18 protein-coding genes are annotated in these 23,579 nt (G+C 62.8%); 13 read left to right on the top strand and 5 right to left on the bottom strand.

What is annotated here, in order from left to right; genetic code table 11:
* The first annotated feature begins 145 nt into the window (after window positions 1–145).
* The 5 genes from tig (at window position 146) to KEM60_RS13245 (ending at window position 5,504) form a co-directional block, all read left to right on the top strand.
* Window positions 146–1,513: a trigger factor gene (gene tig / locus KEM60_RS13265; RefSeq protein ID WP_219108044.1), complete on the top strand. Its 1,368-nt coding sequence runs from the start codon at window positions 146–148 to the stop codon at window positions 1,511–1,513.
* A 298-nt stretch (window positions 1,514–1,811) separates the two neighbouring features.
* Window positions 1,812–2,423, top strand: a complete 612-nt coding sequence (locus tag KEM60_RS13260; protein ID WP_219108043.1) for an ATP-dependent Clp protease proteolytic subunit — start codon at window positions 1,812–1,814, stop codon at window positions 2,421–2,423.
* Between the two features lie 29 nt (window positions 2,424–2,452).
* The gene (locus KEM60_RS13255; protein ID WP_304502184.1) at window positions 2,453–3,109 is read left to right on the top strand and encodes an ATP-dependent Clp protease proteolytic subunit; all 657 of its coding nucleotides are present in this window, start codon (window positions 2,453–2,455) and stop codon (window positions 3,107–3,109) included.
* 314 nt (window positions 3,110–3,423) lie between these two features.
* The gene (gene clpX, locus KEM60_RS13250) at window positions 3,424–4,716 is read left to right on the top strand and encodes an ATP-dependent Clp protease ATP-binding subunit ClpX (protein WP_219108042.1); all 1,293 of its coding nucleotides are present in this window, start codon (window positions 3,424–3,426) and stop codon (window positions 4,714–4,716) included.
* Between the two features lie 80 nt (window positions 4,717–4,796).
* Window positions 4,797–5,504, top strand: a complete 708-nt coding sequence (locus KEM60_RS13245; RefSeq protein ID WP_219108041.1) for a hypothetical protein — start codon at window positions 4,797–4,799, stop codon at window positions 5,502–5,504.
* A gap of 39 nt (window positions 5,505–5,543) precedes the next feature.
* Here the strand turns inward: KEM60_RS13245 and KEM60_RS13240 are convergent, their stop codons facing one another.
* The 4 genes from KEM60_RS13240 to KEM60_RS13225 form a co-directional block, all read right to left on the bottom strand.
* Window positions 5,544–6,182, bottom strand: coding sequence for a hypothetical protein (locus KEM60_RS13240; RefSeq protein ID WP_219108040.1), 639 nt, complete (start codon window positions 6,180–6,182; stop codon window positions 5,544–5,546).
* 184 nt (window positions 6,183–6,366) lie between these two features.
* A complete protein-coding gene (locus KEM60_RS13235; RefSeq protein WP_219108039.1) occupies window positions 6,367–7,968 on the bottom strand; it encodes a thiol-activated cytolysin family protein in 1,602 nt (533 codons plus the stop codon).
* 419 nt (window positions 7,969–8,387) lie between these two features.
* Entirely contained in the window at window positions 8,388–11,036 is a 2,649-nt protein-coding gene (gene valS / locus KEM60_RS13230; RefSeq protein WP_219108038.1) for a valine--tRNA ligase, read from the bottom strand.
* A 76-nt stretch (window positions 11,037–11,112) separates the two neighbouring features.
* Entirely contained in the window at window positions 11,113–12,939 is a 1,827-nt protein-coding gene (locus KEM60_RS13225) for a peptide ABC transporter substrate-binding protein (RefSeq protein ID WP_219108037.1), read from the bottom strand.
* Between the two features lie 272 nt (window positions 12,940–13,211).
* Here KEM60_RS13225 and KEM60_RS13220 point away from each other — a divergent pair, with 272 nt between their 5' ends.
* Together KEM60_RS13220 and KEM60_RS13215 are read left to right on the top strand one after the other, a co-directional pair.
* The gene (locus KEM60_RS13220) at window positions 13,212–14,336 is read left to right on the top strand and encodes a VanZ family protein (RefSeq protein ID WP_219108036.1); all 1,125 of its coding nucleotides are present in this window, start codon (window positions 13,212–13,214) and stop codon (window positions 14,334–14,336) included.
* Between the two features lie 69 nt (window positions 14,337–14,405).
* Window positions 14,406–15,275: a hypothetical protein gene (locus KEM60_RS13215; protein WP_219108035.1), complete on the top strand. Its 870-nt coding sequence runs from the start codon at window positions 14,406–14,408 to the stop codon at window positions 15,273–15,275.
* 22 nt (window positions 15,276–15,297) lie between these two features.
* On the opposite strand, the gene KEM60_RS13210 is transcribed toward KEM60_RS13215, so the two are convergent.
* On the bottom strand, window positions 15,298–16,194 hold the full coding sequence (locus tag KEM60_RS13210) for a DUF1266 domain-containing protein (RefSeq protein ID WP_219108034.1): 897 nt from the start codon (window positions 16,192–16,194) through the stop codon (window positions 15,298–15,300).
* A gap of 331 nt (window positions 16,195–16,525) precedes the next feature.
* On the opposite strand from KEM60_RS13210, the gene ileS reads away from it, so the two are divergent.
* The 6 genes from ileS (at window position 16,526) to rpsO (ending at window position 23,343) form a co-directional block, all read left to right on the top strand.
* On the top strand, window positions 16,526–19,924 hold the full coding sequence (gene ileS, locus KEM60_RS13205; protein ID WP_219108033.1) for an isoleucine--tRNA ligase: 3,399 nt from the start codon (window positions 16,526–16,528) through the stop codon (window positions 19,922–19,924).
* Window positions 19,921–20,439 carry a GNAT family N-acetyltransferase gene (locus tag KEM60_RS13200; RefSeq protein ID WP_219108032.1) on the top strand — a complete coding sequence of 173 codons (519 nt, stop codon included), beginning with the start codon at window positions 19,921–19,923 and terminating at the stop codon, window positions 20,437–20,439. The genes ileS and KEM60_RS13200 overlap by 4 nt, the downstream gene beginning before the upstream one ends.
* Window positions 20,436–21,848, top strand: coding sequence for a folylpolyglutamate synthase/dihydrofolate synthase family protein (locus KEM60_RS13195; RefSeq protein ID WP_219108031.1), 1,413 nt, complete (start codon window positions 20,436–20,438; stop codon window positions 21,846–21,848). Before KEM60_RS13200 ends, KEM60_RS13195 begins: the two co-directional genes overlap by 4 nt.
* On the top strand, window positions 21,845–22,339 hold the full coding sequence (locus tag KEM60_RS13190) for a DUF4233 domain-containing protein (protein WP_255574621.1): 495 nt from the start codon (window positions 21,845–21,847) through the stop codon (window positions 22,337–22,339). Before KEM60_RS13195 ends, KEM60_RS13190 begins: the two co-directional genes overlap by 4 nt.
* 118 nt (window positions 22,340–22,457) lie before the next feature.
* Entirely contained in the window at window positions 22,458–22,880 is a 423-nt protein-coding gene (gene ndk / locus KEM60_RS13185) for a nucleoside-diphosphate kinase (protein ID WP_219108030.1), read from the top strand.
* A gap of 193 nt (window positions 22,881–23,073) precedes the next feature.
* The gene (gene rpsO / locus KEM60_RS13180) at window positions 23,074–23,343 is read left to right on the top strand and encodes a 30S ribosomal protein S15 (RefSeq protein WP_219108029.1); all 270 of its coding nucleotides are present in this window, start codon (window positions 23,074–23,076) and stop codon (window positions 23,341–23,343) included.
* Window positions 23,344–23,579 lie beyond the last annotated feature (236 nt).

Here is a 23,579-nt window from a genome sequence, read left to right as displayed (position 1 = left end):
TGCCCCCACGGGTGGGGCTGGCTGAGTCGGCCGCAGACGGACACGTACGCCGCGTCCGGCACAGGCGCTCGTCCCGGCGTCACCGGATCGAACGGTGGGCACGTGCAAGCTTTGTCCGATATCCGATTCCGCTGGAGTGCGCGAAGTGAAGAGTGCCGTCGAGACCCTCAACCCGACCCGGGTCAAACTGACCATCGAGGTCCCCTACGAGGAGCTCAAGCCGAGCGTCGACGCGGCCCTCAAGGCCATCTCGTCGCAGATTTCCGTGCCCGGTTTCCGTCCGGGCAAAGTCCCCGCCCGCATCGTGGAGCAGCGAGTCGGTAAGGGTGCTGTCCTCCAGGAGGCAGTCAACGAGGCGCTTCCGGGCCTGTATGGCAAGGCTGTGGACGAGGCTGGCTTGAAGCCGCTTGGTCAGCCTGAGGTCGACATCGTCGAGATCCCGCTGGAAGACGGACAGCAGTTCGTCTTCACCGCCGAGGTCGATGTCCGCCCGGAGATCACCCTCCCCGACTACTCGGCCCTTAAGGTCGAGGTCGACACGGTGGACGAGGAGTCCATCGACAAGGATGCCGAGCAGCGCCTGACCCTGCTGCGGCAGCGCTTCGGGTCGCTCAACACCGTTGAGCGACCCGCGCAGGACGGTGACTTCGTCACCATCGATCTGTCCGCGGTCATCGAGGGCACCGAGATCGACTCGGTCAAGGGCATCTCGTATGAGATCGGCTCCGGCAACATGCTCGAAGGCATGGACGACGCTCTGATCGGGCTGTCCGTGGGTGAGAGCAAGACCTTCACCGGTCCCTTGGCTGGTGGCGACCGGGAGGGCGAGGACGCCGAGATCACCGTCGTCCTCGGTGCGGTCAAGGAGCGGGAGCTGCCCGAGCTGGACGACGACTTCGCGCAGGAAGCCTCAGAGTTTGACACTCTGGAGGAGTTGCAGGCCGATGTCGCCAAGCAGGCTCGCCAGGCCAAACTCTTCGAACAGGGCGTTCAGGCCAGGGACAAGGTGTTGGAGCTGCTCCTGGAGACCGTGGAGTTCGAGGTCCCCCAGGGGCTGATCGACGCTGAAGTTCGCGCTCACCTGGAAGGTGAAGGGCGCCTCAACGACGACGAGCACCGCGCTGAGGTGCGGGAGAGCAGCACTCGCGCGTTGCGCGCCCAGCTGCTCATGGACGCCATGGCTGAGCAGGCCGAGGTTGAAGTTGAACAGCAGGAACTCATTGAGTACCTGGTGATGACTGCGCAGCAGTACGGCATGGAGCCGGGGCAGTTCGCTCAGGCCATGGAGCAGAACAACCAGATCGGTGCCATGGTCGGCGAAGTTGCTCGCCGTAAGGCCCTGGCTGCAGTTCTGGAGCAGGTCCAGGTCGTGGATAGCAATGGCACCACGGTCGACCTCAGCGTCGTCATCGATGACGAGGACGCTGACGACGAGGAAACCTCCACTGAGGAGGCCCCCGCCGCCGAGGCGAAAGCCACTGAGGCCAAGGACGCAGGTCACGACAAGGCCTGATGACACGGCTTCCGACAGCGCCGACACCGAGCCCCTGACGGGGTGAGGGTCGGCGCTGTCGGCGTCTTGCGACGTCCGAGCCGTCCAATGTCACCCCGACTTGTGCGCTGACGGCGAACAGCGGGCTGGGGCGGAAATGCGCAGGACCGCAGAGACGTTAGGTTGAACGAAGCGGAGGGGCCAGGAGGCCCGGGACGACAGACTGTCACGGTCTGACACCACTGCACGGGATAGGCATCCCGAGCATCGCCCCGCCACCCGGGCCCCTGCACGTAACGAGAGATGGAGAACGGTGAGCATGAGCGACATCGTCGCCGCCGGACCGGCGAACACCTCCGGGTTGGACGACCACATCTACCAGCGGCTACTCAAGGAACGGATCATCTTCCTGGGATCCGATGTCCGGGACGACAACGCCAACGCGATCTGCGCGCAGATGCTACTCCTGGCGGCGGAAGACCCGGAGAAGGACATCTGGCTCTACATCAACAGCCCTGGCGGCTCGATCTCGGCTGGTATGGCCATTTACGACACGATGAACTGGATCCCCTGCGATGTGGCGACTGTCGCCATGGGCATGGCTGCCAGTATGGGGCAGTTCCTGTTGTCGGCGGGGACCCAAGGAAAGCGCTACGCCACCCCCAACGCTCGCATCCTGATGCACCAGCCGCTCGGTGGCATTGGCGGCACGGCGACCGACATCAAGATCCAGGCCGAGCAGATGCTCTTCATCAAACGCAAGATGGCCGAGCTGATTGCTGAGCACACCGGCCAGCCGGTGGAGAAGATCGTGGAGGACTCCGATCGCGACCGCTGGTTCAGCGCGGAGGAGGCTCGCGAGTATGGCTTCGTCGACCACGTCTACCAGCACGCCGGTCAGACCCCGGGTGCCGGTGGCACCAAAAACTGATCCGGCCCGACTGCCCTAAGGGATAAGACATGTACCTGCAGACCCCGCGCGGCGGAATGACCGTGCCGGCCCCGAGCAACCGCTACATCCTCCCGCAGTTCGAAGAACGCACCTCCTACGGGATGAAGCGCACTGACCCCTACACGAAGATGTTCGAGGATCGCATCATCTTCCTCGGCGTGCAGGTGGACGACGCCAGCGCGGACGACATCATCGCTCAGTTGATCGTTCTGGAGAGCCAGGACCCCGACCGGGACATTGTGATGTACATCAACAGCCCCGGCGGTTCCTTCACTGCGATGACGGCCATCTACGACACGATGCAGTTCATCCGACCTGACGTGCAAACCTTCGTGGTCGGACAGGCCGCATCGGCAGCCGCGGTCCTGACCGCCGCTGGCGCGCCAGGTAAACGCTTCGCCCTGCCCAACGCTCGGGTGTTGATCCACCAGCCAGCGCTGGCTGGTGGCGACTACGGCCAGGCCTCTGACATTGAAATCCAGGCCAATGAAGTCTTCCGGATGCGCACCTGGTTGGAGCAGACCTTGGCTGCGCACTCGGGACGCACCCCTGAGCAGGTCAACGAGGACATTGAGCGGGACAAGATCCTTTCTGCTCAGGAAGCCAAGGAATACGGTCTGATTGACGCCGTATTGACCAGCCGGAAGGCTTCGGCTCAGAACTGACTCAGAACGGGTGGGGCGACCTGAGCAGAGGACGCGGGAGCTCCTGGCAGACGATGGTGACTCCATTGTGTGCCGGGAGCACCGCTTCTCAGCAGGAGGTACGCAACCGGTATCGTTCCAGGTCATCATGGATGCAGGGGCGTTTCCGCCCTGAGCTGAAAGGCTGCGGTTCGTCTCGCGACGGCCCGATCAAACAGCGAAGATGAACACCGGGATGTCGTACGGGGCCGGTGTCCCGTTATCCGGAGCTGTGCTTGGCGCGCCGATCGGTGCGCAGGGCTGTCGGACACCCGATCGTGAGAAGGGACACCTCTGTGGCACGCGTGGGAGACGGCGCTGACCTGTTGAAATGCTCTTTCTGTGGGAAGAGTCAAAAGCAGGTTAAGAAACTCATTGCGGGCCCCGGGGTCTATATCTGCGACGAGTGTATCGATCTGTGCAATGAGATCATCGAGGAGGAGCTCACCGAGGGAGGCGAGCTGGGCCTCGAAGAGCTGCCCAAGCCGCGAGACATCTTCGAGTTTCTTCAGCAGTTCGTCATTGGCCAGGATGATGCCAAACGAGCGCTGGCAGTCGCGGTATATAACCACTACAAACGGGTCCATGCCGAGCAGCAGGGACGCAAAGGCGACGACCATGTCGACATCGCTAAGTCCAACATCCTGCTCATTGGTCCCACTGGTTGCGGTAAGACCTATCTGGCCCAGACGCTGGCGCGACTGCTGAACGTGCCATTCGCCATCGCGGATGCGACCGCCCTGACCGAAGCCGGGTACGTCGGTGAGGATGTCGAGAACATCCTGCTGAAGTTGATTCAAGCCGCTGATTACGATGTGCAGCGCGCTCAGAACGGGATCATCTACATCGATGAGGTGGACAAGATCGCTCGCAAGAGCGAGAATCCATCAATCACCAGGGACGTTTCTGGTGAGGGAGTCCAGCAGGCCTTATTGAAGATCTTGGAAGGCACCACCGCGAGCGTGCCGCCGCAGGGTGGCCGCAAACATCCCCATCAGGAATTCATTCAGATCGATACGACGAATGTGCTCTTCATCGTGGGTGGAGCTTTTGCTGGTCTGGAGCGAATCGTGGAATCTCGGGTCGGCAAATCCGGTCTGGGATTCGGAGCGACACTGCACACGGCAAAGGCCCCGGAGCAGTACTACGCCGACGTCCAACCCGAGGATCTGATGAAGTTCGGGTTGATACCGGAGTTTATTGGGCGGCTGCCAGTCATCACGACGGTGACCCCGCTGGACAAGGATGCTTTGACGCGCATCCTGGTCGAACCCCGTAATGCGTTGGCCAAGCAATACCAGCGGATGTTTGACATCGATGGTGTCGAGCTGGAATTCACTGACGACGCTCTGGGTGCGGTAGCGGAGCAGGCGTTGTTGCGGGGGACCGGCGCGCGGGGTCTGCGGGCGATTCTTGAGGAGGTCCTGCTCCCGGTGATGTTTGACGTACCTAGCGATGACGACATTGCTCGGGTGGTCATCACGCGGGACGTGGTCTTGGATAACGTCAACCCCACCATCGTGCGTCGAGACGCTGCGTCGCGATCGCGGAAACGGAACGACCGCCAAGCCCGGAAAGAACCTGCCTGAGTAGGTCGCTCTGACCTCGCCTGGGCGACATCTTCGTGGGGTGCTGGTCCCAAGGAGCCTCCACGGGGGAAGATGGGGACGTGGCTTCAGGGTTTCATCTCGGCGCCGGGCAGGTTGGTCCGACACAGCAGAGTTCAGTCAGCTGTGGCGCGGCCTGCCTGGCTGTGGCCAGGATGTTACGAGAGCCGCAGATCGCTGAGTGGGTGTGTGCTGGGTCGCCGTACGATCGTCGAACTGCACTGGAACGCTTTGGCGAGTTGGAGCGCGCGTTGATGCGCCGTACGAACGGCGTGTTTTCCCCGACAGGTACGGCCCAATTGCCCTGGCCTCGGGAGTGGGGGACGTCACCGTGGGGCGCCAAAGCCGGGATGGAACGATGGGGTGCCGATCCAGGGACCCGTTACCGAGTGCTGCCAGCTCGTCAGATGTCGGCGGCGGCGCTGGGGGAGTTGTTCGACCGGACGGTGGCGCGCTCACGGCCTGGGGCGCCCGTGCTGGTGTACGTCGGCAACGATCTGGCCCCGCGACATGTGTGTCTGGCGTTTGCGGATCGTGATGGGCGGGACGTCTTGTGGTATGAACCCTCATCGGGACAGGTGGAGGTTCCCAGCCGGGAGGCGTTCCTGACCTCCCGGCTCGACCTCGGGGGATGGGACCGCCCTTGGCTGGTCGTGGCGCCAACGGCACAGCAGTCCCGGATAGCACAGCAAGCGCGCCGGTGGATGTCCCTCCCGGTGCCTAGCGCTCGTCCTATCTTGTTGCGGCAGCGATATTCGTCCAAGCAGTGAGGGCAGCCGATGGCAGCGCCAAGGGCGTTCGACGGCGCATCAGTGAGCGATGATGACGTTCTCGCCGGGCTGGATGTCGAGATTCTTCAGGTCGGCAAGCATCTTCTTAGCTTCGTCAAGGTCGCCAGCGGACACCTTCAGCACGATGAGGCCACGAGTCTGGTCGACGTAGGAGGATTGAAGCTTCGCTCCAAGCTTCTCCTCAGCCTTCTTGCGAGTGGTGGCGAGGTCATCGGCTTTGGCGCCGACGATCCGCGTTTCGATGCGGTGGTGGTTGATCTGGCGAGCGGCATCCTCATCGGCGACATTGACGACCAGTTTGCCGCGTTTCTGGTCGATGTAGGAGCCGGTGTAGCGAGAGCCGAGAATCCTGGCGACGTCGCGGGCGTTAGCAGCGTGATAGGGCTGTTCACGGACGCGGACGAGTGCGTCTTCCTGGCTGAGGCCGTGGGTCTTGGCCAAGTATTCAGCGGAAATCTTTTCGATGAGGTTCTGCTGGTCGGTGGCTGACGGGTCAGCCGTGGCCTGCCCGGGGGCGGAGGAGGTCGGAGATTCACCGGGGCTGGTTTCAGCAGCGGACGCAGGCAGCGCCGTCCCGGAGATCGCGGCGACAGCGAGCGCAGCGATGGCGGGAAGTCGACCGGACTGGAAGCGGGGTGTGGGGCGTCGGTGTTTCACGCCCCCTAATCTTCCTGATTCAGCTGGGATGAGCCTGGGTGAATCGGTGGTGATTACCTGGAAATCTATTGCAGGAGTAAGAGATTCAGTCTTACTTCAGTCGGCTTGGAGAGAGTTGACAAGGCTGAAGGGACCGAGCACCCCTCGGTGCCCGATCCCTTCAGCGCGATGACGACTACCGCGGTCAGTCGACCTCGGGTGCCAACACCTTGTTTTGCCCCTTGGGCTGGAGAGTCGTCCCGCTGATGGTGATGGTGCGTTCCTTCACCAGAGGCTGGTTCTTCTCATCCATGATGGTCCGCAGCGGTTCCCAGGCCAATCCGGTGGCCGCCTGGGCGAAGACCGAGATGTTGCGGGCGTTCGCCGGCAGCGTGATCACCGTGTTGAACGGGGCGGTACGGTCCTTGCCGTTGCCTTCCCATTCCTTGCGGGTCTTGAGCTCCTTGCCCTTGGGGTCGAAGGAGATCTCATCCCAGGAGACCTTGAATCGGCCGACGTAGCCGCCGACGTGGTTCAGCCGCAGGGATCCGTTGCGGTACTCGGTGACCTTGGTCTCCACGTACTCGGCGCGGTTGTTGATGACGGCCTGGGTGTTGTCCTTCAGGAACTTGGCCGTGTAGGAGATCGGAGCTCCCGGGTTGGTGCGGCTGTAGGTGGCATCATTTTCGATGACCTTCTTCAGCTCAGAGACCTTGCCGGTGAGGACCTTGACCTGCTCCTTGGAGGAGCCGCCGTAAACGACTGCTTTGAAGGAGGAGTTCTCGAGGATCTTCTTGTACTTGGTCTCGATCTTGCCGCCCTGACCACGCACGAGAGCCTTGAACGCCGCTTCGACCTCGTTGGACTTGGAGGTGGTCTCCAACTTCACAAAGATCTGACGACCGTAGGACATGCTGGAGATGTACGCCGGAGGCTTGGCGTCGGCGATCCCGCTGTCCTTGATGGTCTGGGTGCTGACCCCGTTGCCAAACATGTCGGAAGGAGCCTTGGGGTCGTCCACCGAGACGGTGTAGAAGACCTGCTTGAACGCCACCACGGCGCTCTGCTTCTTGCCCTCATGGATCGCGCCGAAGTCGAGGTCCAGCTTGGCCATCGGGATCTCGAAGCTGAGGCCAAACTTCGCCTTGAGCTGCGTTTCGCTGTACGCCATGGTCTCGTCGTACTGCATGGCCGCAGCCGGGTTCGGGTACTTCGGGGCGACGTCCTTATTCCACCGCTCCAGTATGGTGTTGACCGCACCGTTGACATCTGAACGGGTCGGGTTCTTCACCACTTCCCGGTTTGCCTGGCCGGCTAGACCGGGAAGGTCCACAGTCACCGTGGCCGGCTTGCGGTCAGTGCTGACGACCGTGGGACGGTTCTCCACCAGGTTCCGGTCGGCCAAGACGATCGCGCCAGGGAAGGCGGAGGTCGCGTTGGACGACGTGATGGCGATGTCAGTGTCTTTCGGGCCGATCGAGCGGACCTTCTTGCTGACGACGCGGAACACGCCGTTGTCCATGTCGCCCTGGTTGGGGACCGGGTTGGAGACCTTCTCGCCGTCGTACTTGAGCACGTCCTCGGGCTTGTAGTTCAAGCCGCGGATATACCGGTCGACGTCATTGCTCGACGGGCGGGTCGGAGCTGGCGGTTTGATCGGGGGCTTCGCCGGCTTGCTGGTCGGGGGAGCCGGTGGCTTCGGCGGTGTCCCGGCAGGTGAGGCCTGTGCGGCCGGCGCTACCAAGGTGATGGAGGCCAAGGCGGCAACAGCGGTCGCGGCCAGGGTGGGTTTAAATGTGATGGTCATCCTCGATCCTTCACGAGGTGGTCCTATGGGCAACCGCGGAAGTGGACCAAGGAATTGCGCCCTCGACCGCAGTGAACGCTGACGTTAGCACGCCTCGGTGAGGTCGATATGGGGCTTTCCAGCGGAGCCGGACGGGTGACCTGCTGTGCCGTCGTTGAGGGCACCCATCAGCGAGTACCCCTGCGGAGCAACAGTTTCCATATCGTTAGCTGGCTTGCTTGACCGGGCTCCGATGATCCTTGATCGAGATGTCCTTCGATGCAATAAGACGCATGCGTGGTGGTCTTATCCGACCCTTCTGCGTGCATATCGACATGACGTCACAACGGCCTGAAAATATCGAAGGTTTTCAACTACTTTTATGAAAAAGCGCGTGGGGTGGGCCATTTCGGTCCACCCCACGCGCTTGTTGTGGTCAATCAGGGCAGTGCCAGCTGCGCGTCGCGCACCTCCACCGAGGCTTCTTCGACGTAGGACGCCTGCTCGACTCGGCCCGCAGCGAACAGATCGCGCTCAGCAGCACGCAGCTGCCCCAAGGCTGCTGCGGGAGCAGCAACAGTGACCGAAGTCACGCTGGCTTTCATGCCCACCTTCGCATCCGACTTGGCTTTGCGAAGCCCAGCGAGGACTTGGCCCACCGTCCCCAGCAACGCAGCGTCACCGTCGGTCCCCGCTGCCAGACCAGGCTCCTGCGCGGACGGCCACGCCGCGCGATGCACCGATCCGCTGCGCCACCACGACCACACTTCCTCGGTGGCATAGGGCAGGAAGGGAGCCAATAGCCGCAACATCACGTCCAGAGCAATCCGCAATGCGGCTCGTGCGGACGCAGCCGCCGCTTCGCCCTGCCCGCCATGGGCACGTTCCTTGACCAGTTCGATGTAGTCGTCGCAGAACGTCCAGAAGAACTTTTCCGTGTCCTCCAATGCCCGGGTGTGGTCGTATGCCTCGAAGCCTTTCGTTGCCTTCTCGACCACTTCGGCCAGCGCAGCAAGCATCGCCCGATCCAGTGGTGCGGTCACCAGAGCTGCCATGTCACGATCCGCACCGGAGCCCGGTTCTCCGAAACCGAGTGCGAACTTGCTGGCGTTCAGCACCTTGATCGTCAGCCGTCGGCCGACCTTCATCTGCCCGGTGTCGAAGGCCGCATCAGTCCCCAACCGTGCGGAACAGGCCCAATACCGCACCGCGTCTGAGCCGTGCTGCTGCAACAGGCCTTCCGGGGTCTCTGCATTGCCCTTGGACTTTGACATCTTCTTGCGATCCGGGTCGAGGATCCACCCGCTGATTGCCGCGTGTTTCCACGGCAACGACTCCTGAAGATGGTGGGCTCGCACCACCGTCGAAAACAGCCAGGTACGAATGATGTCCTGGCCCTGCGGGCGCAAGTCCATCGGGAAGATAGTGGCGAAGAGCTTCTCGTCACCGCCCACCGCACCCCATCCGGTGGTGAACTGCGGGGTCAATGAGGACGTCGCCCAGGTGTCCATGATGTCCGGGTCGCCCGTGAAACCACCTGCGGCATCTCGCTGGTCAGCGGTATAACCTGCTGGAACATCCACCGACGGATCGACGGGAAGATTCTGCACCGGCGGGACAATCGGTGCCTCGTGCCGGATCTCACCCGCTTCGTCAATCGGATACCACAGCGGGATGGGGATTCCGAAGAACCGCTGACGGCTGACCAGCCAGTCACCGTTGAGGCCGCCAACCCAGTTTTCGTATCGGACCCGCATGAAATCAGGGTGGAAAGCCAACTCGCGGCCACGGGCGATGAGCGCATCCCGCAGCTCAGCGTCCCGGCCACCATTGCGGATATACCACTGACGGGTCGTGACGATCTCCAACGGTTTATCGCCACGTTCGTAGAAGTTTGCCATCCGCTTGGTCGGGGTCGGCTCACCGTCCAGGTCGCCGCTGCTGCGCAGCGCGTCCACAATGGCGGTCCGTGCGGCAAAGGTCGTGCGACCCGCCACGTTCTGCGCATAGAACTGCGCGCCCTCGCCGGTCAACCAGTCGGGGGTGTCCGCGGTCAACCGGCCGTTCCGCGAGATCAGCGAACGCATCGGCAATTGGAGTTCACGCCACCAGGTGACGTCAGTGAGATCACCGAAGGTGCAGCACATCGCGATACCAGCGCCCTTGTCCATCTCCGCGTCCGGGTGGGCGAGGACAGGCAACTCCACCCCAAACACCGGGGAGGTCACCGTCGTACCAAACAATGCGGTATAGCGCTCATCGTCTGGGTGAGCAATCAGCGCCACACAAGCCGGCAGCAGCTCCGGACGCGTGGTCTCAATGTAGATCGGCGACCCATCCGCACGGTGGAAAGCCACCCGGTGGTAATGCCCCGGGTAGTCACGAGCCTCCAGCTCAGCCTGTGCGACTGCCGTTTGATAAGTCACATCCCACAGGCCAGGCGCTTCGGACTGATAAGCACGGCCCGCCGCAAGATGCTCCAAGAACGCTTGCTGGCTGACCGCGCGCGAGCGTTCGTCGATGGTGCGGTAACTGATATTCCAGTCCACCGACAGACCCAGCCTGCGCCACAACGCCTCGAAGGTCTTCTCATCCTCCACCGTGCGCTCGTCGCACAGTTCGATGAAGTTACGTCGGCTGATGGCTTCCTGCTTGGACGCGTCTTTGACGTCCTTGGCGGACATCGTGCCGCGATACTTCGGTTCGTAACCTTCGACATACGGCAGCGAGGCGTCGCCCCGCACGCCGTAGAAATTTTGCACCCGCTTCTCCGTGGGCAGGCCGTTGTCGTCCCAGCCCATCGGGTAGAACACCTCTTTGCCAGTCATCCGCTGATAACGGGCCACGCAGTCGGTGTGGGTGTAGGAGAAGACATGGCCCACATGCAGGCTGCCGCTCGCAGTGGGGGGTGGCGTGTCGATCGAATAGATCTGCTCACGCGGCAGGGCGAGCGCCCGGTCACGATCAAACCGATAGACCCCTTGCTGCTCCCATACCGGCGCCCACTTGTCTTCGAGACCGTCTACCGACGGTTTCTCAGGGATGCGGCTCGTTCCGGTAGGTCGCTGGTGATCGGCAGGGTGCGTCATGAGGTGAATCCTCCCAGATCACCGGGCCCGGCATCCAATCGATTCGCTGAGGCGTATCGACACCTCCGCTGTCCGATTAACTCCGGGCCCAGTCCTGCGGGTGCAGCCCCAGCAGAGGATCTTGGGGTTCAATGCCGTGCACGTTCTTCTTGTACGCCGACACCTGCGCCGCCGGGTTGGGCAGCCACAGCACGGGCAGATCCTCAGCGATGAAGTCGTGATAGCTCCGTAGCGACTCGTCGTCGCCGACGGTCTGGGTGGCGGCGATGAGCTTGTCGGCCTGCCCGTTGCTGTATCCACCTAGGTTGGCGCTGCCATCCGCAGTGAACAATTTTTCTCCCGACGGGAACGGCGGGAAATACCACGACCCCTGAGCGCCGAAGAAAGACATGTCCCAGGGGCATTCCCCGCCCCCAGCTGAGCATTTCGGGCTGGCCGCCGCCACGTCGGAGACCTCCTTGAGGTTGACCTGGATTCCCGCTTTCGCGAATTCACCTTTCAGTGAGGTCATCATCGATGTGCTTGCAGAGAACCCCGACTGACTCACTACTGTGAAAGACAATGGCGTACCCGCAGCGATACCCTCTCCGCAGTTCTTGTCGCCCTTGCCGGCCTTCTCGCAGGTAGTTGTCCCGTTCGGCGCCACCTTCCAGCCGTGCTCGGTGAGGAGCTCCACGGCCTTTTGTGGCTCATAGTCGTAGGGGCAGGTGCTTTCGACGTCGGTGTCACCAGGTTTGCGCGGCACTGGGCCGCATGTCGGAGTGGCTGCGCCATGCCATGCCGTGCTGGACAGATTCTTCTGGTCGATCAGATACTGCATCGCTTGGCGGACGTACTTCTGTTTAAAGATCGGACCAGATTTCGGATTGGCGAAATTCACTGCCATATACGTGATCGACCAGCCGCGCCATGGAGACACCGTATATCCCTTCGCTTCGATCGCGGCGCGTTGCCCCAGATCGGGAGTGGGAATGTAGCCATAGTCGAGTTGGCCTGCCTGCAACACCGCGAACTGGGCCGCATCATCTGGATAAGGCTTGAACACCACTTCGCTGAGCTTGGGGCGATCTTCGCCTTCATAGCGAGCTGACGGTTTCAGGCGGGTCTCGCCGCGAGGATTGAACGAGGAGATCGTCCATGGCCCCGAGGTGACTTTCCATAGTGGATTCTTTGCATATGCCGCAGTGTCCTTGCTGGCCGCGGTCAGGAACGCGAAGATCTTCTTCGCACCCTCCGGTTTGCGGTCCAGATCGCCGACCGGTGCGTTCGCCGCTGTCTTGCCCCAGATATGCTGCGGCAACGGAGCCATCGTGTTCAGCTGAGTGCCCAGGAACCATCCGGGGGAGTAGGCCTTATCTGTGGTGAGCGAGAACTTCTTCGCGTCGATCACCTTGAAGGAAGTCACGTTGTCGGGGAAACCGCCTTTGCGGTAGTCAGCCCACTCGGTCTTATTGGCTTTGATCAGGTTCCACCACAGCTCAACATCCCGACTACTGATGGGCTTACCGTCAGACCACACTCGGTCCCGAAGCTCGATCGTGATGGTCTTGCCATCCCTGCTGAACTCAGGGTAGTGAGCCAGCGACCGTCGCTCGTTGATATTTCCCTTTGAACTTTCTCCTGCATTATGGACCACCCCCTCCACGGTGTACGAATACAACCCTGGGTACAGCGCGCTACGCAAAATGTCGTTCTCACCCTGGGCATGCCCGGTCGTGGTGATCGGCAAGATCCAGTTCGGAGTTCGCAACACGACGTTGACGCCGCCACCCACACCAGGGGATTCCGACGGTCGTGGAGGCGCTGTCTCCGGACTGGAACAACCGGCGAGCAGGATCACCACGCTCGCAGTCGCGGCCACGACCTGAACGGCGCGGTTCGGGGGCCGGTGGGCGAAGGTCACGGTGCTCTCCTCCGAGGTGACACATGTCGAACGGTGTCGGTCAAGACAATGAAGTGGTGCGCCTCAGACACGGCCTCGGGCCGCGCGCCGGACACACTCGGGGTCGCCACGAACGTAACAGTTCGGAGGCAGATGGCTCTCGTCGTCCTGGACGAGCATGCCATTCGCGCTTGCCGCACCGACTACATCTTGGACAAAACGGGGCCCGTCACCGGTGCCAACAGCTGTCGCCCGAAGGTCTGACCCAGGTGGGGGGCTTACGGTATCCGGTTATGTCTCACGCCCTCTGGTCAGGTCAGGCCGCCGTGGAAATCGGCGTCGTGGTCTTCTTCCTCGCCTTCCTCCCCATCGTCGTCTGGCAGCATCGCCGGTACGGCGACTGGAATCGCCGCCGACTACTGGGTGCTGCTCTCGTTTCGGTGTATGCGGCGTCCCTGGCGACGTACACCTTGTTGCCGCTGCCCGATGTCACCGAGGCCTGGTGCGACGCCCACGGGAAGACCCCTCAGTGGGAACTGTTTCACTTCGTCACCGACATCAGCACCCGAACGGCCGGACTGTCCTGGCGTAAAGCGATGGTGCACCCGGTGGTCCTTCAGGTCGTTTTCAACGTGATTTTCTTCGTGCCCTGGGGGATCTTCGCCCGCAGGTGGGCACACCTGTCGATCCTGGGATGTACGGCGAGTGGATTGGGCGCCACGGTCCTGATCGAAACAACCCAAGCCACCGGTTTGTGGGGAATGTATCCGTGTGCCTACCGCCTAGGGGACGTGGACGACCTGTTCCTCAACACTTCAGGAGCTGTCATCGGCGCCGTCCTGGCACCGGCGTTTTTGTGGTGGATGCCCGACGCCCGGGAACTGGTGCACACCCGGCAGCAGCCGCGACCGGTCACCGTACGGCGTCGATGGACCGGGATGGCCGTCGACGCCACGCTGGCGTTGGTCACGGCCTCCGTCGTCGTGATCAGCGGAGACTTCCTCGGCGAGATGATCTGGGGCCAGGACGCTGACGCTTTCTCCTGGGGGCCCTTCCTGGGCGCTGCTGTGGCCTGGCTGCTGGTGTGGTTGATCCCGGCCGTGGTCGGCGACGGTGCGTCTATCGGGCAGACGATGGTATGGCTGGCACCACGGTGGCCCGTTGCCGATCGGCCGATGCCCCGTCGAGGGTCAGTGGTGCTGCGGGTGCTGCGGGCTTCGGTGATTCCTGGGGTGTGGACTGCCAGTTTCCTCCTGCCAGAGTTGGAGCCGGTCTGGTTGATAGTCGCCTTGATTGCGGTGGTCTCCGTGCCGTTCACCCACCACCGCAGCTTGTCTGGACTAGTGACTGGGGCAGTATTCGTGGACGTGCGCGGTGAGTCCAGGCACGCGAAGGGACGTCATGCCCCGGTGTCCTGAGTGGACCCAGTGTGCTTGCACTTCGAGGCGCCCACCCGGCATGGTGAATCTTGGATAGAGGAGGAGCTGATGCTGCTGACCGGTAGGTCCAGTGCGGTGGAACTAGTCGATGGCAGGGTCCGTCTCTACCAACTCGTACCTGACGGGCGGGTCCTGCACATCGACACTCCAGTTGCCGACTTGGCCAGAGCAGACAGCGGCAAGGCGGTCAATCAGGACACCGGCATGCACCACGCCGTCCTCAGGTTGATCTTTGACTCGCCGAACCTGCGTTGGCTAGATGAAGTGGTGGGCCGAGACCCTGTTTTTGTTGTCTGCGACGGGGATGATCCAGCGCCCCACGACGCCGCGAGGGTGCTCACTCACGCCATCATCACGGCCCGACGGATCCGACTCGACTTGCCTGACGCGACGCCCGTGCCAGTGCTACCCGGCCAGCCTCGCAGCGACCTGCAAGCGGCAGCAGCCAGAGTCGTCGGGATCTGCCCAGGGCCAGACCTCCTGACAGAACTTCACCCGCTCCTGCTTCCCACCGAATTCGTTCTAGAGATCGCGCCGATCGCAAGAGGACTCCTCGTCGCTACCACCGCACGAGTCCTGGAGATGCCGTACCACCAACCTTTACTGCGAGAAGTCCCCGTCGACGCCCTGGCCGCGATGACCCTGTCACCAGACGGTCGTCAAGCCATCCTGATCTGGGTCCGTGGCCACACCCCGCTGGACCCGGGAGACCCCCGCGACCTGGCACGAATAGCCTCCGCCGTCGAATTCGCCATCAGCAGAAGACGAGACGACGACGTGGCGGGGCCAGCACGACCAGACGTACGAGTGTTGGCACAGGAATGGGAGACGCTTCACCAGTACTACGAACTGGGAATGACCACCCCTGAGGATGCCGCCCGCACCGCCGACGGCATCCTCAGCTCGCTGCCTTCCTAAGACCATTCGACGGCCTGGCACCTCAGCCGGCGACAACATATGCCTGAGGCGCCGGATCATGTGCCGGAGTCCACGGCAACGATGGGGCGCCAGCATGAAGCTCCAGTGCTCGCCACGGACTCAGCGGTGCCAGAAAGAGCATCTGGATGTCTTCTTGGCGGATCACACTGGCTGCGCTGGCTTCTGCGAGGTCACCCCGGGCACACCAAAATGTATATCCGGTGACGAATGACCGTCCGAACTGCGCCCAATTGCGGTGATACAGCCGTGCCTGCTCCAACGTGGCCAGCGCCAGCTCCCACCCTTCCTCAACTGCCAGATAACCGGCGGTGACTGAGGCGCGAACCACAAAAACAGCCCGAGCCTGATCCCATGCCCGGATCTGAGCTGGCAACGGCCCCGACATATGAGAGCAGGCTCCTAATTTGATCGCCTGGAGCCAGGATTCATAGGCCATGACGTAATAACTCTCTGAGACGTCTCGGTGACGTGCCGCAGCTTCCAAAAGATCATGGTGGCGCTTCCGGGCCGGGTTTGGATTGTCCCTCGGGAGAGGTAACGGTCGGGGTCCTTCGGCTTCGACCGCTTCAAGGACCAGGGGGTGGACGAGTTCGTAATCGGGGGCATGCATGCCGCGCACCAGCGATTGAATGGTCGAGACTGCCTCGTCATGACTCGTCACGCCCCACGAGCCGGACAACACTCGGATAGCCTCCCTCCGGGAGGGTTCGCCAGTCGTGGCGGAGATCATGTCGAGGGTGTCATGCGGTGCCTGCCAGTTGTTCGCATACCACGCGCTTAACGCCAACGCGCGGATTTTCTCCTCGCACAGCCCAGTGTTCTGCCACACCTGGGGATAAATGTCATCCTGCAAAAAGACGTCAAAGGTGTGGATCAGGCGAGAACTGGTCGGTGGCACGAGCCCAGGGTAGTGCGGTGACGCCCAGTGAGAGCCATGTGACGTAGACTTGGCTGCATAGGCGCTTGAGCCGTTATCAGCGGTGAGCCTCCGGAAGAACGGTGCGACCCATCTCCTTGAGCGACAGCGGGGATCCGTCGTACTCACTAGAACCGGACGGGAGGGCCCGTCACAGCCTTGGACCAGAAGAGCGGTCGTGCCGCATCCATGACAACGCGGCACGGCAAGCGAGGTGGTACCGCGGCACCCCCTGGGGCGTCGTCCTCGCGGCAGTAACGGGAGCGATCCCAGACGAGCCGAGACGACAGAACCGCGAAGGAAGCCCTCTCAGATGAGCTACCCCAAGGCCACCAGCGCCCCCGAGCAGTCCGGACAGCATGCGCCCGGCGCAAGCTTCGGCGTCCCGTCGTCCCCCTCGTTCCCCCGCATTGAAGAATCCGTGCTGGCCTACTGGGCTGACGACGACACCTTCCGCGCCTCCGTAGAGAATCGTCCCGCAGGTCAGGACGGATCCAACGAGTTTGTCTTTTACGACGGGCCGCCCTTCGCCAACGGCATGCCCCACTACGGTCACCTGCTTACCGGCTACGTCAAGGACGTTGTCCCGCGCTACCAGACGATGCGCGGCAAACGTGTCGAACGGCGATTCGGGTGGGACACCCACGGGCTGCCGGCCGAGTTGGAGGCGATGAGCCAGCTCGGCATCAAAACCACCGACGAGATTCGCGAGCTCGGCGTTGAGGCGTTCAACGCCAAATGCCGCGAGTCAGTTTTTAAATACACCGACGAATGGCGCACCTATGTGACCCGTCAAGCCCGGTGGGTGGACTTCGAAAATGACTACAAGACCCTTGACCCGTCCTTCATGGAGTCGGTCATGTGGGCCTTCAAACAGCTGTACGACAAAGGCTTGGCGTACGAAGGTTTCCGGGTCCTGCCCTATTGCTGGAACGACGAGACGCCGCTGTCCAACCATGAGCTGCGCATGGACGACGATGTCTACCAGGATCGCAACGACCCAGCGGTGACGGTGGGCTTGCGGATGGGGCCTGCCGCAGATGGCCGGGACGACCTCGCTGGTGCCCTGGCCTTGGTCTGGACGACGACACCGTGGACCTTGCCCAGCAACTTGGCCATCATGGTCGGACCGGACCTGGACTACGTTGTCGTGGAATCCGATGTGCCCACTGGCCGCCCCGAGCGGTATCTCCTAGGTGCCGAACGCGCTCAGGCCTATGCCAGGGAACTCTGTGGTGACGCCAAGGCCGATGTCAGCGACCGCATCGTGGCCCGTTACCGGGGAGCCGACCTGGTGGGTTATACCTACACCCCGCCGTTCGGATATTACCTAGGGCACGAGAACGCCTTCCGACTCGTTCCTGCTGAGTTTGTCACCACCACCGATGGCACCGGCATGGTCCACACGGCTGGCGCTTTCGGTGAAGACGACAAGATCGTCACCGACCGTGAGGGCATCGAGGCGGTCATGCCTGTCGGTATCGACGGACGGTTCACCGCGCCCGTCGACGACTATCTCGGCACCCTCGTCTTCGACGCCAACAGCCCTGTCCTGGAGCACCTCAAGGCCCGCACCCGGTATGACGCCGATGGCCCCACCGCAGTGGGTCTGACGGCGGATAGCGCCCAGGATGACGTCCGTCGCTCCCTGGGGGCGGTCACCGCCGGGACCGTTCTGATCCGCCGAGAGTCTTACACCCACTCCTACCCACATTGCTGGCGTTGTCGGCAGCCGTTGATCTACAAGGGCGTGTCCAGCTGGTTTGTCGCCACCACGAAGATCCGTGAGCGGATGCTTGAGCTCAACCAGGAGATCAGCTGGGTGCCCGAGCACATCAAGGATGGTCAATTCGGTAAATGGTTGGAGAACACCCGCGACTGGTCGATCTCGCGGAATAGGTTCTGGGGCAGCCCGATCCCGGTCTGGAAGAGCGATGATCCGGCGTACCCACGCGTGGATGTCTACGGCTCCTTTGCCGAGCTGGAACGCGACTTCGGGGTGGAGGTGCCCGACCTGCACCGGCCGTTCATTGACGAGCTGACCCGACCCAACCCAGACGACCCCACCGGTCAGTCCACGATGCGGCGGGTCACCGATGTCCTCGACTGCTGGTTCGAGTCCGGCTCGATGAGCTTCGCGCAGGTGCACTATCCGTTCGAGTCCAAAGAATGGTTCGAACACCACTTCCCTGGCGATTTCATCGTCGAATACATCGGACAGACCCGCGGCTGGTTCTACACCATGCACATCATGGCGGCCGCGCTGTTTGAACGTCCGGCGTTCAACACCTGTCTGTCCCACGGCATCGTGCTTGGTGATGACGGCGCCAAAATGTCGAAGTCGCTGCGTAACTACCCAGACGTCTCAGAGGTTTTTGACCGCGACGGCGCCGACGCGATGCGTTGGTTCCTGATGTCCAGCCCGATCCTGCGCGGCGGCAACCTGATCGTCACCGAGCAAGGCATCCGAGAGAGCGTCCGGCAGGCAATGCTGCCGCTCTGGTCAACCTGGTATTTCTTCTCGACATACGCGAACGCCTACGTCGAGTCCACTGATGGCAGCGGACCTACGGGGTACGACGCCCAGTGGTCGACCACATCGACCCATGTGCTTGACCGGTATCTCCTTGCCAAACTTCGTGAGGTTGTCGAGGAAGTTCAAGCAAAATGTGACGCCTTCGATATTGCCGGAGCGTGCGACACGATCCGAGGTTTCCTCGACGTCCTCACCAACTGGTATGTCCGGCGCAGTCGAGACCGTTTCTGGGACACCCGAGGAGCGTCCGCAATCCAGGCGCGGGCTGCGATGGACACCCTCTACACCACATTGGAGGTGCTCTGCCGGATCGCCGCTCCGCTGCTGCCGATGACCACCGAAGAGATCTGGCGCGGACTGACCGGGGGACGCTCGGTGCACCTGACTGACTGGCCGCAAGCCACTGATCTGCCTGCCGACCGAGACTTGGTGGCCAGGATGGAGCAGGCGCGGACCGTCACCTCAGTGGCGTCCAGCCTGCGCAAAGGCGCCTCGCTGCGGACCCGCCTGCCGTTGGCATGCCTCACCGTGGTCGTCGACGGCGCCGACGGTCTGCGCGAGTTCGCCGACATCATCGCCGATGAGGCCAACGTGAAACAGGTCGTGGTGCAAGACCTCGCTACCGCCAGCGAAGCAGACTTCGGGATCAGCACGCGCTTGACAGTGAATGCGCGGGTAGCCGGACCTCGGTTGGGTCGTGAGGTGCAGCGAGTCATTAAGGGCAGCAAGAACGGCGACTGGTCAGTGGGAGCCGACGGGACGGTTACCTGCGCCGGGTTGGCGCTGGTTGATGGGGAATACACCGTGGAGACGGTGGTCGACCAGCATCATGCAGCAGCCGGTGCCGTTGGGGTCCTGCCTGGCGGCGGCTTCGTGGTTCTCGACACCCATGTCACCGACGACCTGGCCCGGGAAGGACTGGCAGCGGATATCGCCCGAGCCGTCAACTCCCAGCGCCGTAATCTGGGACTGGATTACGGCGACGCTATCTCGCTGACCGTGTGCGGTGACGACGACCTGCGCGGCGTGGTCATGGATCACCAGAAATTCATTGAGACCGAGACCTTGGCCAGACAGATCGGTTTTGGACCGGTGGATGCCCTACCTGAGGGGCTCGGCGTAGCAGTAGAACTCGGTGATGGACGGGGCGTGCGCATCGTGGTGAAGCGCCTGTGACGCAGATATCGCCATGGTCCGGGCGCCTCGGTGACGAGCAGATGGTCGTCGTACGGGCAGCGTGCGGCGACGACCTAGACGCGCTGCGGGAATTCGGTCACGAAGCGGTTCCCGCGGCGTACGCCGGAGTGATCGAACCGGAACTGGTCGATTTACTGCTGGCAAAACGGTGGACTGGGGAAGCCCTGGCTCCGGCGATTGCTGCTGGTCGAACCATGGTCGCCTACGAAGCAGATCGGCTGGTCGGGGTCTGTACGGTGGGCATGCATGAGGGTGCGCTCGTGGTGTGGAAGTTGTATGTGCGCCCCGGTGACCACGGCCGGGGTATCGGCAGCGCCTTACTCGCCGTGGCCCGAGAACGAGCTGACCGTGCCCAGGTACGACTGCGGCTGACCTTCACCGAGGGCAACCGGTACGCCGACGCATTCTGTCGTCGGCACGGCTTCGTCGAGGTCGGACGCGAGGAGCAGGCGGGCATGCCCGACTTGGTATGGATGGCGGAGGAGGGCGCATGACCGAGAGTGCACGAGCGCAACGGCAGGCCGCTCGGCGTGCAGCTGAGGAGCTGGCGACGGCCCAACGGATGCGCGAAGTCGAACAGGCAATCCTGAGTCGAGCTCCTGAGCATGATCTGGAGCCATCGCTGGACCGGATCGCCGCCGTCATGGAACTCCTTGGCGACCCGCAGCGCAGCTGGCCCATGATCCACCTGACCGGCACCAACGGCAAGACCTCGACGACCCGGATGACCGAACGGCTGCTGCGGGAAATGGGATTGTCCACAGGACGTTTCACCTCGCCCCATCTGCATGACATCAGGGAACGCATCGCGCTCAACGGCGAGTCGATCACCCCGGAACGTTTCGTGGCGACCTTCGACGACATCGCTCCATACGTAGAGATGGTCGATGCGCGTTCGGCAGCCGCAGATGGCCCTCGGATGACGTATTTCGAGCTGGTGGTGGGATTGGCCTACGCGGCCTTCGCAGACGCCCCGGTCGATGTGGCCGTCGTCGAGGTCGGAATGGGTGGCTCGTGGGATGCCACCAATGTCGCTGACGCCGCCGTCTCGGTCATGACACCGATCGGACTGGATCATCAACATTTCTTAGGCCATTCGTTGACAGAGATCGCCACGGAAAAGTCGGGGATCATCGCAGCGGACGGCATCATGGTCAGCGCGGTGCAAGAGGGCGAGGTCGCTGAAGTCCTCTGGGAGAGGTGCCGTGAAGTCGGCGCTCGCGCAGTCTTCGAGGGTGCTGACATTGGGGTGCTGTCCCGCACTCAGGCTTTGGGGGGGCAGGTCGTCTCCCTGCGTGGTCTCGCTGGGGACTATGAGGACCTGTTCCTTCCGTTGCATGGTGGCCACCAGGCACATAATGCGTTGCTGGCGCTGACCGCGGTCGAGGCCTTTGTCGGGGGTGGGGAATCGATGCTTGACCGGGATGTAGTGGAACAGGCCTTCGGTAGATTCACGGCTCCCGGACGACTGGAAGTGGTCCGTCGCAGCCCGACGGTGATCGTCGACGCGGCACACAATCCGCACGGCGCGTCGCGGTTGCGGACGGCGCTAGAGGAAGAGTTTGCGTTTGCTCGGCTGATTGGCCTGGTCGCGGTGCTGGGTGACAAGGACGCCGAGGGCATCCTCACCGAGTTGGAACCGGTTCTCGACGAGGTGGTGGTCAGCAGGACCACATCGCCTCGGGCGATGCGTCCTGAGCGTCTCGGTGCGTTGGCGGCGGAGATCTTTGGTGAGCATCGGGTGACCGTGGTCCGTGACCTCCCCGATGCGGTGGAGATAGCGGCAGCCAAGGCGGATGCTGCGGCGGAGGCCGGTGGCAGCGCTGGTGGAGTCGTCGCTACTGGCTCGGTCACCACAGCAGCTGAGGTGCGGTTGATGGTTGGCGCGGGGGATGCGTCATGACCCCACGAGAGCCGTCTGCAGGTCACGACGGAGCCGAGACCGTTGAGGGTGGCCGGGGGCCGCTGAAGGCCCTCCGGTCTCGGGCGGTCTGGCCAGCGGTGTACGGCGCTCAGCGACGGATGACTCGCCGATTGGCGATGGTGGTGTTGATCTCGCAGTCATTAGTGGTGCTCTTTGGCGCGGTGGCTGCGCGGGCGTTGGCGCAGAGTTCGGGTCGTACGCTCGGGCCGGCCACCCCCCAGACGTACCTGTGGGTCGGGGTGGGGCTGGCCGTGGCGCTGGTGCTGGGATGCGGATTGCTCCGCCGTCGGCTCGGCGTGACTTTCGGCTGGATGTTGCAGCTGGCCACGCTCCTGTGCGGCCTGGTGATCCCAGCGATGGCGGTGATCGCCCTAATTTTCGCCGGCCTGTGGTGGATTGCGCTGGTGCAAGGCAGCCGTTTGGACGATATGTCGGAGGCCTATGCCAGGGAGCACCTGCAGGAAGGGTAGTCGGTCGGCGTAGGTGGTGCGCCAGCCAGCTCGGGCCAGGCTCGGGGATATGGGACTTTGGCCCCCGATCTGCTGAGGTGTCCTGGCGACCCCAGTCAGCCTCAGTAGGCTGGGCGGCATGACCGAACGTTCTCTCGTCCTCGTCAAGCCCGATGCCTTCGCGCGCGGACTTACCGGCGAGGTCATCCGCCGTATTGAAGCGAAGGGCTACACGCTCGTCGCATTGAAGGTCCTGACGCCGACCCGGGACATGCTTGCCCAGCATTATGCCGAGCACGAGGGTAAGCCGTTCTACGAGGGGCTGTTGGAGTTTATGGCCTCGGGGCCGGTGACTGCCGTATGTATCGAAGGGGTGCGGTGCATTCCCGGTTTCCGCTCGTTGGCGGGCAAGACCGACCCCACTGAGGCGCTTCCCGGCACCATTCGTGGTGACTTGGGACGTGACTGGGGCCAGGGCGCGACCCACAACATCGTTCACGGTTCGGACTCGCCTGAGTCTGCGGCTCGGGAACTGGGGATCTGGTTCCCTGAGCTGGGTTAAGTGCGTTCTCTCCGGAAGTGACCCGGTGCCAGCGGCGGTGCCGGGTCACGGTGGTGGTGGGTGTCATCCGAGCCGATGCAGCCTCCATGCTGCAGGAATGGTAGTCTTGACGACTGCCGTCGATCGGCCGCGGAGAGAGAGCGCCTGACAGACCGTCTGACAGGCACCGCGCAACGAGTCAAGGAGTCGCCCCATGCCACTGGATACTGCCACCAAGCAGAAGATCATGGCCGAGTACGCCACCAAAGAGGGCGACACCGGCTCCCCCGAGGTGCAGATCGCGATGCTGACGCAGCGCATCAAGGACCTCACTGAGCACGCCCGTGCGCACAAGCATGACCACCACAGCCGGCGCGGCCTGCTGCTGCTGGTCGGACGTCGCAAGCGGATGCTGCGTTACCTGGAGGCCACTGACATCGAGCGTTACCGTTCGTTGATCAAGCGTCTCGGCCTGCGCCGTTGACCTCATGCCGACTGGGGCGGCTCCCGACCGTTCGGGAGCCGCTCTTTTGGTATGTGATCGGGGAGCAGGACGTCGTCCGTGCGGATCGCTATTGTTACGGCGGGTCGCCGCGACGACGGATAGGTGAGGCGTGTAGCAAGACCCTGTAGCAAACTCCGCCTCGACCCGATCGGTGGGGGAGCAGGGGTGGCGGAGGAGACGCGGGCGCACAACGACGATGCGCCCCGCGACGACAC

This window comes from Austwickia sp. TVS 96-490-7B, assembly GCF_019331795.1.
Classification (GTDB): domain Bacteria; phylum Actinomycetota; class Actinomycetes; order Actinomycetales; family Dermatophilaceae; genus Austwickia.
The sequence above is the reverse complement of the archived record's forward strand: the minus strand, read 5'-3'. Positions and strand labels throughout refer to the sequence as shown.